Origin of the sequence: Enterobacter sp. BIGb0383, from assembly GCF_003751845.1 — a bacterium.
In the GTDB taxonomy this organism is placed as follows: Bacteria; Pseudomonadota; Gammaproteobacteria; order Enterobacterales; family Enterobacteriaceae; genus BIGb0383.
The window spans coordinates 1,744,431-1,758,030 of sequence record NZ_RJKQ01000001.1; the positions used below are offsets into that span (position 1 = coordinate 1,744,431).

Consider the following 13,600-nt stretch of genomic DNA (forward strand, 5'->3'; position numbering starts at 1 on the left):
ACCCGATATTGATTCATTGTATGGTGTTTTCCGGCGCTGCAAGGGGGAGCACAATGCGAAAACGGACGTCGCCCGCGCTGTCGTCTACCAGCTGAAGTTCGCCCTGCATACGGCGGATACAGTCTCTGGCAATGCTCAGGCCAAGACCGGTGCCTTTTACCGCGCCCTTGCGCTGGTGGCTCCCCTGGTAAAAAGGCTCAAAAATCATGGCTCTTTCCGCGTCAGGAATCGGCGTGCCGGTGTTGGCGACGTCGATAAAGACGCGTGTGCCCTGGAGAGTGCTCTGGATGTAAATGTTACCGGATTCAGCGCCGTAGTGCACCGCATTGGAATAAAGATTATCCAGCACGCTCATCAACAACATCGGCTCCGCCAGGCAGGTCGGGGCGTCGAGTTTCACCCCGGTATGCATCATTTTAGCCCGTGCTGGCAAACTGTGGGCGGAGAGGACCATTTCGACCAGCGGTGCCAGCTCAACGCTTTCCAGATCCACCGCCCCGTCAGCCAGTTTACGGTTGTAGTCCAGCAACTGCTCAATCAGTTTTTGCAGATTACGACTGCTGTTATCGAGGATCGCCACCACCTCCTGCTGCTCGGCGGTGAGCGGCCCGACGACCTCGTCGGCCAGCAGCTCGGTGCCTTCACGCATGCTGGCAAGGGGCGTTTTTAGCTCGTGGGATAGGTGACGCAGAAACTGGTGGCGCTGGGATTCGAGCCAGGCCAGCCGTTCGCTGAGCCAGATAATACGCTGCCCGACGGAGCGCAGTTCGCGCGGCCCGCTGAACACGGCCTGATTGCTCAGCGCTCTGCCCTCGCCCAGCCGGTTAATCATCCGCTCCAGGCCTTTAACCGGGCCGATAATCATCCGGGTAAACAGCAGAACCATCGTCAGGCTGACGAGAAACAGAACCAGCGCCTGCCAGCCAAAGAACTGGCCGCGCTCGGCAATTTCCTGCTGGAGCTGCTGGCCGCGGGAAAAGACCACCGTGCGGGTGGCCTGCACCATCTCGGTATTGGCGCTGGCAAACCCTTCCAGCCACGCTGAGGCCTGCGCATCCGGCCCGCTGTTGTGACACTGGATCTTCGCCAGATCGTTCAGACTCTGGCGCAGGCTCTGCCAGATTTTCTCATCCGGCAGCACGCCCGCGTGAGCGTCGAGCATTTCAGAATAGCGTTTACGCTGGTTCTGGTAGACACGCGCCAGGGTGGGATCGTCGAGCACGCAGTACTGGCGATAGCTACGCTCCATCTCAAGCGCCGCGTTAGTCATGGCTTCGCTGCGGCGGGCGTCGATAAGCGTCGTTCGGTTAGTCAGCGCGGCCTGGGCGCTGAGCGCGTTAAGGCTCTGCCACGCCTGCCAGGCAAGCACCAGCAGCGGCAGTAAGATCAACAGAAAGGCCAGCATCACCAGCTGGCGTAACGAACGGGGAAAAAGGGACCAGCGCTTCACGGAAATCGTCTCACTGTCATCGGCTTTCATGGGATGCTAACTGAGGTCGCCGTCCGGTTAAAGCCCTGATTACGCTAAACCCGGAAAGCAGAAACAACAAAGCCAGGCGCAGGCCTGGCTTTGTTATGGAATAAGGCGGTGCCTAACTCAACGTTTCGCCCGATGGTTGATAAAGCAAAGCAATTATCAGAAGTTGGACGGCAGGCACCTTTTTGTGCGTCATTCGAAGTTTATGTAGCACGTCCCGAAGGGGCTGACATAAGAAGGTGAATGAGCCACTGGTTATTATTATGCATCATCCGTGCCACAATACAAATAAATTTATTAACGCGTTGTTTTACATTGATTTTATAAATGAATCACAAAACACATAACTGACTAATTATTAACCATGGCGTCTCTTTTTAGCGACACCCTGCAGGAGCTTTCATACCCAGCTTTAAAATCAACAAGTTAAATGTCTCCTTTTGGAGACACCTTCAGGCAGTCCCTGTCTGCAAAAACCGACACATAAAAAAAGCCCTCCGCTCTCGCGAAGGGCCTTCTGTGACGTCAGGGCTTAGCCCAGCTGCTTACGGGCATTGCGGAAGATACGCATCCACGGGCTGTCCTCGCCCCAGTTTTCCGGGTGCCAGGAGTTGCTGACGGTGCGGAATACGCGCTCCGGGTGCGGCATCATGATGGTCGCACGGCCATTTTCGCTGGTTACCGCGGTGATCCCGTTCGGAGAGCCGTTCGGGTTCGCCGGATAGGTCTGGGTCACTTTACCGAAGTTATCGACATAGCGCAGTGCCACCAGGCCTTTGCTCTCCAGCGCGGCCAGATGGGCATCATCACGCACTTCAACGCGGCCTTCGCCGTGGGAAACGGCAATCGGCATCTGCGATCCGACCATGCCCTGCAGCAGCAACGACGGGCTCTGGGTGATTTCCACCAGGCTGAAACGCGCTTCAAAGCGATCGGAATGGTTGCGCACAAAGCGCGGCCACAGCTCGCTGCCCGGGATCAGCTCGCGCAGATTCGACATCATCTGACAGCCGTTACAGACGCCCAGCGCCAGCGTCTGCGGACGGTGGAAGAAGGTTTCGAACTCATCGCGCACGCGGCTATTGAAGAGGATCGATTTCGCCCAGCCTTCACCCGCACCCAGCACGTCCCCGTAGGAGAAGCCGCCGCAGGCCACCAGCGCCTGGAAGCTCTCAAGCCCGGTACGTCCTGCCAGCAGGTCGCTCATATGCACGTCAATCGCATCGAAGCCGGCACGGTGGAACGCCGCCGCCATCTCAACGTGGGAGTTGACGCCCTGCTCTCGCAGTACGGCCACTTTCGGACGCGCGCCGGTCGCAATATAAGGCGCAGCCACATCGTCGTTAATGTCGAAAGAGAGCTTAACGTTCAGACCCGGATCGCGGTCGTGGGTTTTCGCCTCGTGTTCCTGATCGGCGCACTCCGGGTTATCGCGCAGGCGCTGCATCTGCCAGGTGGTTTCCGCCCACCAGGTACGCAGGGTGGTACGGCTTTCGCTGAATACCGGCTGACCGTCAGCGGTAATCACAAAGCGATCTCCAGCGGTTGCCGTGCCCAGATAGTGGACGCACTCTGCCAGACCGTGGGCGCTGAGGGTCGCCTCAACCGCTTCACGATCCGCTGCGCGAACCTGAATCACCGCACCCAGCTCTTCATTAAACAGCGCCGCCAGACGGTCTTCGCCGAGCGCCGCAATATCCGCTTCAACGCCGCAGTGGCCGGTAAAGGCCATTTCCGCCAGGGTCACCAGCAGGCCGCCGTCGGAACGGTCATGGTAGGCCAGCAGTTTACGGGCGGCGACCAGCGCCTGAATGGCGTCGTAGAAGCCTTTCAGCTGCGCGCTGCTGCGCACGTCGGCAGGCTTGTCGCCCAGCTGACGATAGACCTGCGCCAGCGCGGTCGCGCCGAGAGCGTTGTTGCCCTGACCGAGGTCGATCAGCAGCAGGGCGTTATCTTCGGTCGAGAGCTGCGGCGTAATGGTGGCACGCACATCTTCCACGCGGGCGAAGGCGGTGATCACCAGCGACAGCGGCGAGGTCATCTCGCGCTGCTCGTTACCTTCCTGCCAGCGGGTTTTCATCGACATGGAGTCTTTACCCACCGGAATGGTCAGGCCCAGGGCCGGACACAGCTCCTCACCGACAGCTTTAACCGCCGCATACAGGCCGGCGTCTTCACCCGGATGGCCTGCAGCAGACATCCAGTTAGCGGAAAGCTTAATACGTTTGATATCGCCAATTTGCGTCGCGGCGATGTTAGTCAGCGCCTCACCGACCGCCAGACGGGCGGAGGCGGCGAAGTCCAGCAGCGCGACCGGAGCGCGTTCGCCCAACGCCATCGCTTCGCCATAGTAGCTGTCGAGGCTGGCGGTGGTGACCGCGCAGTTCGCCACCGGAACCTGCCACGGACCGACCATCTGGTCGCGGGCAACCATCCCTGTCACGGTACGGTCGCCAATGGTCACCAGGAAGGTTTTCTCCGCGACCGCAGGCAGATGCAGAACGCGATTAACCGCCTCGGCGACGGTGATGCCCTGCTGCGCAAAGGCTTCGCCTTTCGCCGTCAGCGTCTGCACGTCGCGGGTCATTTTTGGCGTCTTGCCGAGCAGCACATCCAGCGGCATATCGATCGGCTGGTTGTCAAAATGACTGTCGTTAAGGGTCAGATGCAGCGCTTCGGTCGCTTCACCAATCACCGCATAAGGCGCGCGCTCGCGGCGGCACAGCTCATCAAACAGCGGCAGCTGGTCTGCTGCCACCGCCATGACATAGCGTTCCTGGGATTCGTTACACCAGATTTCCAGCGGGCTCATGCCCGGCTCGTCGCTGAGGATATCGCGCAGGGAGAAACGACCGCCGCGGCCGCCGTCGCTGACCAGCTCCGGCATGGCGTTAGAGAGACCGCCCGCGCCCACGTCGTGGATAAACAGAATCGGGTTGGCATCGCCCAGCTGCCAGCAGCGGTCGATCACTTCCTGGCAGCGACGCTCCATTTCCGGGTTGTCACGCTGAACGGACGCAAAGTCGAGGTCGGCATCGGACTGACCTGAGGCCATTGAGGAGGCTGCCCCACCGCCAAGACCGATGTTCATGGCCGGACCGCCCAGCACGATCAGTTTCGCGCCGACGACGATCTCACCTTTCTGCACGTGCTCGTCGCGAATGTTACCGATCCCGCCCGCCAGCATAATCGGCTTGTGGTAGCCGCGCAGCTCTTCGCCGTTGTGGCTGGTGACTTTCTCTTCGTAGGTACGGAAGTAGCCGTTCAGGGCCGGACGGCCAAACTCGTTGTTAAACGCAGCGCCGCCCAGCGGGCCGTCGGTCATAATATCCAGCGCGCTGACGATACGATCAGGCTTACCGAAGTCCTCTTCCCACGGCTGTTCAAAGCCAGGGATACGCAGGTTAGAGACCGAGAAGCCGACCAGGCCTGCTTTCGGCTTCGCGCCGCGACCGGTCGCGCCTTCATCGCGGATCTCGCCGCCGGAGCCCGTTGCCGCACCCGGCCACGGAGAGATGGCGGTCGGGTGGTTGTGGGTTTCCACCTTCATCAGGATATGCGCCTGCTCCTGATGGTACGCGTAGCGACCGGCTTCGTGGTCGGCAAAGAAACGCCCTACTTCAGACCCTTCCATTACCGCGGCGTTGTCTTTATAGGCCGACAGAACGTGGTCCGGGGTCTGCTCGAAGGTGTTTTTGATCATTTTGAACAGCGATTTCGGCTGCTGTTCACCGTCAATGATCCAGTCGGCATTGAAGATTTTGTGGCGGCAGTGCTCAGAGTTCGCCTGCGCGAACATATAGAGCTCGATATCGTTCGAGTTGCGGCCCAGGCGGGTAAACGCATCCTGTAGGTAGTCGATTTCGTCTTCCGCCAGCGCCAGGCCAAGACGCAGGTTGGCGTCAATCAGCGCCTGGCGGCCCTGCCCCAGCAGATCAACGCTCTGTACCGGCGCAGGCTGGTGGTGGGCAAAGAGTTTTTCCGCCTCTTCCAGCGCGTCGAATACGCACTCCATCATACGGTCGTGCAGCTCTGCGGCAACATCCTGCCACTGTTCGGCGCTCAGGGTCGGGGCATCAATAGAGTACGCCACGCCGCGTTCCAGTCGGCTCACCTGATTCAGGCCGCAGTTATGGGCGATGTCGGTTGCTTTTGAAGACCAGGGGGAGATGGTGCCAGGACGCGGGGTCACCAGCAGCAGTTTGCCGGAAGGGGTATGGCTGCTCAGGCTCGGACCATACTTTAACAGGCGCGCCAGTCGCGCATGTTCATCTTCACTCAGGGACGCATTCAGGTCGGCAAAATGGACATACTCAGCGTAAATGTTGCTTACCGGAAGGTTGGCCGCCTGGAATCGTGCCAGCAGTTTGTTAATACGAAATGCAGACAGTGCAGGCGAACCACGCAGAATTTCCATCATAAGTCTCTCGTCTTCTAAGCGCCGGGGCGCTTTAAGTGTGCGCAAGGGGGGAAAACGGGCGTTATTATAAAGAATCCTGGCTCTCGACGAAACCGTTTGCGTCGAAATAAAATCAACGCGTTTTTTTACCATTCTATGTGGCCCACATCGCGAATTAGTTGCCAACTGACGCAATGTTAAGCAAAATGCCGCTCATTCACCTCCAGGCTCTTCAACTTTTTATGGCTACGGTACGCTGAGGCTTAGCACGACGCAGAGAATTAACTAATTGAAAAAATTAAAGATTAATTATCTGCTCATCGGCATGGTTACGCTGCTGCTGGCAGGGGCCCTATGGCCTTCGATCCCCTGGTTCGGCAAAGCCGAAAACCGTATCGCCGCGATTCAGTCGCGGGGAGAGCTGCGCGTCAGTACCATTGTTTCACCGGTCACCTATACCGACGTCAACGGCAAAGTGATCGGCCTGGACTATGAGCTGGCCCAACACTTTGCCGATTATCTCGGCGTAAAGCTGACGATTACCGTGCGCCAGAATATTAACCAGCTGTTCGACGACCTGGATAACGGCGACGCGGATCTGCTGGCCGCCGGTCTGGTCTACAACAGCGAGCGCGTTAAAAACTATCAGCCAGGCCCAACCTATTACTCGGTCTCTCAGCAGCTGGTTTATCGCGTCGGCAACTATCGCCCGCGCTCGCTGGCGACGGTCAACGCGCAGCAGCTGACGATTGCGCCCGGGCACGTGGCGATCAACGACCTGAAGGCGTTAAAAGCGGATAAATATCCGGACCTCAGCTGGACCGTTGACGACAAACGCGGCACCCTTGGCCTGCTGGAAGCGGTAACTGATGGCCAGCTCGACTACACCGTCTCCGATTCCGTGGCGATCGGCCTGTTCCAGCGCGTGCACCCTGAGCTGGCGGTAGCGCTGGATATCACCGATGAACAGCCGGTGACCTGGTTTAGCCAGCTTGATGATGACAATACCCTGTCGGCGGCGATACTCGACTTTTTTAGCATTATTAATGAAGACGGTACCCTCTCACGTCTGGAAGAGAAGTATCTCGGCCACGGGGCCGGTTTTGACTATGTCGATACCCGCACTTTCCTGCGTGCGGTAGACAGCACCCTGCCCGATCTGCAGCCGATGTTTGAGAAATACGCGGAGCATATCGACTGGCGACTGCTGGCCGCTATTTCTTATCAGGAATCCCACTGGGATCCGCAGGCCACCTCGCCTACCGGCGTGCGCGGTCTGATGATGCTGACCCGCAATACCGCCCAGAGCCTCGGGATTATTGACCGTACCGATGCCGAGCAGAGCATCAGCGGCGGCGCGCGCTATCTGAAAGATATGATGGATAAAGTCCCGAGTACGGTCCCGGAAGAGGAGCGGATCTGGTTTGCGCTGGCGGCCTACAATATGGGCTATGCCCACATGCTGGATGCGCGGGCGCTGACGGCGAAGCAGAAAGGGAATCCCGATAGCTGGACGGAAGTGAAGCAGCGTCTGCCGCTACTCAGCCAGAAGGCCTGGTACAGTAAGCTGACCTACGGCTACGCCCGGGGCCATGAAGCCTATGCCTATGTGGAAAATATCCGCAAATACGAAATCAGCCTGGTCGGCTATCTGCTGGAAAAAGAGAAAATGGCGGAGAAAGCGCTGCAGCTTTCTGCCGGTTACCCGGCAGTGTCGCCGGGTGAAGTGAAATATGCCGGTTCCGGCGTGCTGCCGTTTGTCGCTTACACCCCGGATGAAGCCTTCGACAGACTGCGACTGACGATCCCACCCGCGCTGATGGAACCGCCGTCGGCTAGATAATATCTTTGTCTGACTGCTCAGCCTGTTTCAGCGCCTTTTTCTGCGCCCTGCGGTGGCGGAAAAAGTCGCTGAGCAGAGCGGAACACTCATCGGCAAGCACGCCTTCCGTAATCTCCACCCGATGATTCATCCCCGGATGATGCAGTACATCCATCAGGGAACCGGCCGCACCGGTTTTCGCATCCCGCGCGCCGAATACCAGCCGTCCGACGCGGCCATGCACCATCGCCCCGGCGCACATCACGCAGGGTTCGAGAGTGACATAGAGCGTCGTTTCCAGCAGGCGATAGTTTTGCAGCACCAGCCCGCCCTGGCGCAGGGCCATAATTTCCGCATGCGCGGTCGGATCGTGGTGGCCAATCGGCCGGTTCCAGCCTTCGCCAATGGCCCGGTTATCGTGAACCAGTACCGCACCCACAGGAACCTCGCCCTCTTCCCAGGCGCGCCGGGCCAGCCGAAGCGCGTGGCGCATCCAGTATTCATGGTTTAGTTCACTATCCGACACGGTAAGCACTCCAGATGAAAAAGCGGGCCGCATTATACACATCGGCCCGCCAGGACAACCAGCTTATTCCAGCTGCTGCAGTTCACCGCTGGGGGTGACGCGCCAGCGATGCTGGCAGAAATAGAGCAGCGGGTTATCCTGGTTGCTGTCGCTGTAGCCGCTATAGAGTCGCAGCGGCGTGCCGATTTTTCGCTCCAGCTGGGCGACTTTTTCATGACCAAGGCAGCGTACCGTCAGCACCCAGCCGCCAAAGCGGCGGCTGTGCTGGCTGGCAATCAGATTAACGCGTGGCAGCCACGGGGTATCAAAGTAGACCTGCTGCACCAGCGGCTGCGGCGAGCCGGTGATCAGCCAGACATCGGCATCGGTGCTGGTCAGGTACTCCGTCAGGCGAGCGTGAACCACCGGGAAGGTGGTTACGTTATTGCGAAACCAGACCACAAATTTCGCTTCCAGCTCGCGCAGGCGCGCTTCGCTGTGACCAAAGGTGCAGCCCCACAGCAGCAGGCTCATCGGCCAGCGGGCGGCGCGGCCTTTTACCAGCAGCCCACCGCCAATGACCGGCAGCAGCAACAGCACAAGCAGCGCATTGATCGGCTGATGACGCAGCAAAAAGCGCAGAAAACTGCCAAACATATCCTGCTGATGCAGCGTGCCATCCAGGTCAAAAAAAACCACACGACGCTCGTTCGTTGCCAAACCTTACTCCTCTGGATCGTTAAACCCTAACAGCCAGGTAAACAGGAACCCGGCAATAACCGCTACTAAATAGCCTAACAGATAGAGCACGACTTTTCCGGTAACTATCGTCATTGCCAGCGGCAGGCCGGAGATACCAAAGGTGATCACCGTCGCCACTTTACAGTAGCTGATGAGCGCCCCGCCAACCGCGCCGCCAAGACAGGCGGCGATAAACGGTTTGCCCAGCGGCAGGGTCACACCGAAGATCAGCGGCTCGCCAACCCCCAACAGTCCCACCGGCAGCGCACCTTTAATCACCTTTTTCAGACGGGCGTTGCGCGTTTTCATCAGCACGGCTATCGCTGCGCCGACCTGACCGACGCCAGCCATCGCCAGGATAGGCAGGAGCGCGTTATAGCCGTGCGCCTGGATCAACTCCACGTGGATAGGCACCAGGCCCTGATGCAGACCGGTCAGCACCAGCGGCAGGAATGTCCCCGCGAGGATCGCACCGACCAGCAGGCCGCCGCGATCGATAGCCCAGGTCGCGCCGTGGGCGATGGATTCTGCGATCCAGCCGCCCAGCGGCTGCAGTACCACGATCGCGACCGTCCCGGCGATCAGCGTGGTCAGCAGCGGATTGAGGATCAGCTCGAGAGAGCCCGGCAGCAGGTTGCGCAGTCGGCGCTCGATCCAGCACATCAGCACCACCACCAGCAGCACGGCGATCACCCCGCCGCGTCCCGGCTGCAGCGCCTCACCAAACAGCGTGATCTGCGCCAGCTGCGGGCTGGAGAGGATCCCGGCCATCACGCCGCCCATCGCCTGTGAACCCCCGAAGACTTTGGCGGTATTAACCCCTACCAGAATATTCATAATGGCGAAGACCGCGCTGCCGAAGATCGCCAGCAGGCCCAGCATATTTGGATACTGAGTCGCGAAATCGCCGACGATATCCGGCCGTTTAAGGATATTGATGATACCGGTAATCAGACCCGAGGCGATAAACGCCGGGATCAGCGGGATAAAGACATTCGCCAGCTGGCGCAGCGCATCGCTCATCGGGGCTTTGTACTTCGCCTTGGCCTGCGCCTTGTTACGCTCAATATCGTCCGTCACCGCATTATCCTGAGGAGCCGTTATCAGGCTGCGCATCGCATCCACCACCTGCGCCGCCTTTCCCGGTCCGACGATCAGCTGGTGCTGCTCGCCCTGCTTAACGTAGCCGCTGACGCCGGGCAGCTTACGCAGCCGGGGCAGATCCATCTGCGCCTCGTCCCGCACCTCAATGCGTACCCGCGTCATGCAGTTTTCCAGCCGTTCAATATTATTCTGACCGCCGATGCCCTGCAGGATCTCGCGGGCAAGCGCTGCTGCTTTGTCCATATCCGCCTCTTTTTAGTTTTCCAGTGCCGCGCGTAAAAATCCCTGGTGCGCGTCGAGTCTGAGCCTGGCCGCCGCCGCGTCCAGCCCGGTTAAGACCATCAGAATGGCCGGTTTGACCTCATGATCCGTTTGCTCCAGCACCGCTTCCGCCTCTTCACGCGTGGTTCCCGTGGCCTCCACGACCATTCGGCAAGCTCTGTCCATCAGCTTGATATTGGTCGCTTTCATATCCACCATCAGGTTCTGGTACACCTTGCCGAAGCGGATCATCGCCCCGGTGGAGATCATATTCAGCACCAGTTTCTGCGCCGTCCCGGATTTAAGCCGCGTGGAGCCGGTTAAGGCTTCCGGCCCAACCACCGGGGAGATAGCAATGTCCGCTTCACGGGCAATCGGCGAATCCGGGTTGCAGGAGATAGCGACCGTCGCGCAGCCCACTTTGCGGGCCCAGGCCAGGCCGCCAATCACATAGGGTGTACGGCCAGAGGCGGCCAGTCCGACGACCAGATCTTCCGCACGCAGCTCCAGCGCCTGCAGATCGTCCGCGCCCAGCTGGGCATTATCCTCAGCGCCCTCCACGGCTTTCAGCAGCGCGCCCGGTCCTCCGGCAATCAGGCCGATCACCAGCCCGTGCGGTACGCCAAAGGTCGGCGGACATTCCGAGGCGTCGAGCACGCCCAGACGCCCGCTGGTGCCCGCGCCCATATAGATCAGACGACCGCCCGCCCGCAGCGCTGCTCCGGCCGCATCCACCGCACGCGCCACATCGGGTAAAGTGGCTTTTACCGCCTGCGCAACCAGCGTATCCTGTTGATTAAAGCGGTTAACGAGCTCGATTGTTGTCAGCGCGTCCAGATCCATCGTCTGCGGGTTACGCGTTTCTGAAATCAGCGATCCAAGATTCATATTTGACCCTTTTTGAATATTTAATTCATAATAACCACCATGACGTGGAATATAAAATTCATTCGTTGGTGTCAGAACACAAAGTTGCTGTTACTGTCACATTTTTACCCCGGAGCCTCCATGAACTGTTTGATCCGCATTCGTCAGCGATACCCAGGCCTGGCGCAAAGCGATAAGAGACTGGCCGACTTCCTGCTGGACAAGCCCGATCGCGCCCGCCATCTCAGCTCGCAGCAGCTGGCCGTGGAGGCCGGTGTCAGCCAGTCCAGCGTGGTCAAGTTCGCGCAAAAAATGGGGTTTAAGGGCTTTCCGGCGCTCAAGCTGGCGCTGAGCGAGGCGCTGGCCAGCAGTCCGACGCCGCACTCTGTGCCGGTCCATAACCAGATCCGCGGCGACGATCCGCTGCGCCTGGTCGGCGAGAAGCTGATTAAAGAGAATCTGGCCGCCATGCATGCCTCGCTTGACGTCAACAGCGAAGATAAGCTGCTGGAAAGCGTTGCGCTGCTGCGCGATGCCCGGCGTATCGTCTTAACCGGGATCGGCGCGTCCGGCCTGGTGGCGCGCAATTTCGGCTGGAAGCTAATGAAGATAGGGCTGAATGCGGTGGTGGAGCAGGATATGCACGCCCTGCTGGCGACGGTACAGGCGATGGCACCGGAAGATGTGCTGCTGGCGATCTCCTACAGCGGCGAGCGGCGTGAAATTAATCTCGCGGCAGATGAAACCCTGCGCGTGGGCGGTAAGATCCTGGCGATCACCGGCTTTACCCCTAACGCGCTACAGCAGCGGGCCACGCACTGCCTCTATACCATCGCCGAAGAGCAGGCCACGCGCAGCGCGGCGATCTCGTCCACCAGCGCGCAGATGATGCTGACCGATCTGCTGTTTATGGGGCTGGTTCAGCAGGATCTGGAGCGCGCGCCGGAGCGGATCCGCCACAGCGAAGCGCTGGTTAAAAAGCTGGTCTGAGCAGGGAATGCGCGTATAATGCCCGCCCTGTTTGTGTTGTTTCTGAGAGTTTCCCGATGGCGCTGTTAATCACCAAAAAATGCATAAATTGCGATATGTGCGAACCGGAGTGCCCGAATGAGGCCATTTCGATGGGTGACAGCATTTATGAGATTAACAGCGACCGCTGCACCGAGTGCATCGGCCACTATGAAACGCCGACCTGCCTGAAAGTGTGCCCGATCCCCAATACGATTGTGAAGGACCCGGCACGGGTCGAGACCGAAGAAGTGCTGTGGGACAAGTTTGTCCTGATGCACCACGCCGATAAGATTTAACGACTTTCGATAATCACGGTCGCGCAGGCGTAGTGGCGTTCATCGGCCAGGGTAACGTGAATCGACCCGACGCCCAGCTTTTCCGCCAGCCGCTGCGCTTCTCCCCACAGCCGTAACCGCGGTTTGCCCAGCTCGTCGTTAAACACCTCAAACTGATTAAACGCCAGTCCGTTGCGAATACCGGTGCCAAAGGCCTTCGCCGCCGCCTCTTTAACCGCAAAGCGTTTCGCCAGGAAACGGACGGGCTGCTGATGAGACTCCCAGATAGCCCATTCGTTTTCGCTGAGTACGCGCTTCGCCAGCCGATCCCCGCTGCGGCCAATCACCGCTTCAATGCGGGCGATTTCGACAATGTCGGTTCCCAGCCCCAGAATAGCCATTAGCGACGCGCTTCCAGCATCAGGCGTTTCATTTCGCTGACCGCCTCTTTCAGGCCGCTCATCACCGCCCGGCCAATAATGGCATGGCCGATATTCAGCTCGTGCATCTCCGGCAGCGCGGCAATAGCCTGCACGTTGTGGTAGGTCAGACCGTGGCCCGCATTGACCTTCAGCCCGAGACTTGCCGCATATGTCGCGGCTTTAGCGATACGCGCCAGCTCCTGCGCCTGAGCGGCTTCGTCTTTGGCATCGGCATAGCAGCCGGTATGAATCTCAATATAAGGCGCGCCCACCTCGGCAGCCGCTTTGATCTGCTCTGCATCGGCGTCGATAAACAGCGATACCAGGATCCCTGCATCGGCCAGGCGCTGACAGGCGTCGCGCATTTTGTCCCGCTGACCGGCTACGTCCAGCCCGCCTTCGGTGGTGACTTCCTGACGCTTTTCCGGCACCAGGCAGCAGAAATGAGGCTTTGTCTCGCAGGCAATGGTCAGCATCTCTTCGGTGACCGCCATCTCCAGGTTCATCCGCGTATCCAGCGTCTGGCGCAGAACGCGCACGTCGCGGTCGGTGATATGGCGGCGATCTTCGCGCAGATGGACGGTGATCCCGTCAGCCCCGGCCTGCTCGGCAATAAAAGCCGCCTGGACCGGATCGGGATACGCGGTGCCACGGGCATTGCGCAGAGTAGCAATATGATCGATGTTGACGCCTAACAGTAATTCAGCCATGACAAT

General features: G+C 59.3%; 11 protein-coding genes. 3 read left to right on the forward strand and 8 right to left on the reverse strand.

Translation table 11 applies throughout. The features are described 5' to 3' along the window. Nucleotides 1-13: 13 nt before the first annotated feature. Both qseE and purL read right to left on the reverse strand, forming a co-directional pair. The gene (gene qseE / locus EDF81_RS08270; RefSeq protein ID WP_123347707.1) at nt 14-1,450 is read right to left on the reverse strand and encodes a two component system sensor histidine kinase QseE/GlrK; all 1,437 of its coding nucleotides are present in this window, start codon (nt 1,448-1,450) and stop codon (nt 14-16) included. Between the two features lie 559 nt (nt 1,451-2,009). After that, nucleotides 2,010-5,897, reverse strand: a complete 3,888-nt coding sequence (gene purL / locus EDF81_RS08275) for a phosphoribosylformylglycinamidine synthase (protein ID WP_123347591.1) — start codon at nt 5,895-5,897, stop codon at nt 2,010-2,012. 268 nt (nt 5,898-6,165) lie between these two features. On the opposite strand from purL, the gene mltF reads away from it, so the two are divergent. Then, complete coding sequence (mltF, locus tag EDF81_RS08280; RefSeq protein WP_123347592.1) at nt 6,166-7,719, forward strand: membrane-bound lytic murein transglycosylase MltF; 1,554 nt, start codon at nt 6,166-6,168, stop codon at nt 7,717-7,719. Here mltF and tadA read toward each other — a convergent pair. Genes tadA through murQ form a run of 4 tightly spaced genes read right to left on the reverse strand, consistent with a single transcriptional unit; the run spans nt 7,712 to nt 11,197 of the window. Next, on the reverse strand, nt 7,712-8,257 hold the full coding sequence (gene tadA / locus EDF81_RS08285) for a tRNA adenosine(34) deaminase TadA (RefSeq protein ID WP_123347593.1): 546 nt from the start codon (nt 8,255-8,257) through the stop codon (nt 7,712-7,714). The genes mltF and tadA overlap by 8 nt on opposite strands. A 30-nt stretch (nt 8,258-8,287) precedes the next feature. Next, entirely contained in the window at nt 8,288-8,923 is a 636-nt protein-coding gene (yfhb, locus tag EDF81_RS08290) for a phosphatidylglycerophosphatase C (RefSeq protein ID WP_123347594.1), read from the reverse strand. A gap of 3 nt (nt 8,924-8,926) precedes the next feature. After that, nucleotides 8,927-10,291, reverse strand: coding sequence for a PTS transporter subunit EIIC (locus tag EDF81_RS08295; protein ID WP_123347595.1), 1,365 nt, complete (start codon nt 10,289-10,291; stop codon nt 8,927-8,929). Nucleotides 10,292-10,303: 12 nt separating this feature from the next. Continuing rightward, nucleotides 10,304-11,197: an N-acetylmuramic acid 6-phosphate etherase gene (gene murQ, locus EDF81_RS08300; RefSeq protein ID WP_123347596.1), complete on the reverse strand. Its 894-nt coding sequence runs from the start codon at nt 11,195-11,197 to the stop codon at nt 10,304-10,306. Nucleotides 11,198-11,317: 120 nt separating this feature from the next. Here murQ and EDF81_RS08305 point away from each other — a divergent pair, with 120 nt between their 5' ends. Both EDF81_RS08305 and EDF81_RS08310 read left to right on the forward strand, forming a co-directional pair. Further along, on the forward strand, nt 11,318-12,166 hold the full coding sequence (locus tag EDF81_RS08305) for a MurR/RpiR family transcriptional regulator (protein WP_123347597.1): 849 nt from the start codon (nt 11,318-11,320) through the stop codon (nt 12,164-12,166). 56 nt (nt 12,167-12,222) lie between these two features. Further along, complete coding sequence (locus tag EDF81_RS08310) at nt 12,223-12,483, forward strand: YfhL family 4Fe-4S dicluster ferredoxin (protein WP_123347598.1); 261 nt, start codon at nt 12,223-12,225, stop codon at nt 12,481-12,483. Here EDF81_RS08310 and acpS read toward each other — a convergent pair. Together acpS and pdxJ are read right to left on the reverse strand one after the other, a co-directional pair. Next, nucleotides 12,480-12,863 carry a holo-ACP synthase gene (gene acpS / locus EDF81_RS08315; RefSeq protein WP_123347599.1) on the reverse strand — a complete coding sequence of 128 codons (384 nt, stop codon included), beginning with the start codon at nt 12,861-12,863 and terminating at the stop codon, nt 12,480-12,482. The genes EDF81_RS08310 and acpS overlap by 4 nt on opposite strands. Further along, the gene (gene pdxJ / locus EDF81_RS08320; protein WP_123347600.1) at nt 12,863-13,594 is read right to left on the reverse strand and encodes a pyridoxine 5'-phosphate synthase; all 732 of its coding nucleotides are present in this window, start codon (nt 13,592-13,594) and stop codon (nt 12,863-12,865) included. The genes acpS and pdxJ overlap by 1 nt, the downstream gene beginning before the upstream one ends. Nucleotides 13,595-13,600: the final 6 nt, after the last annotated feature.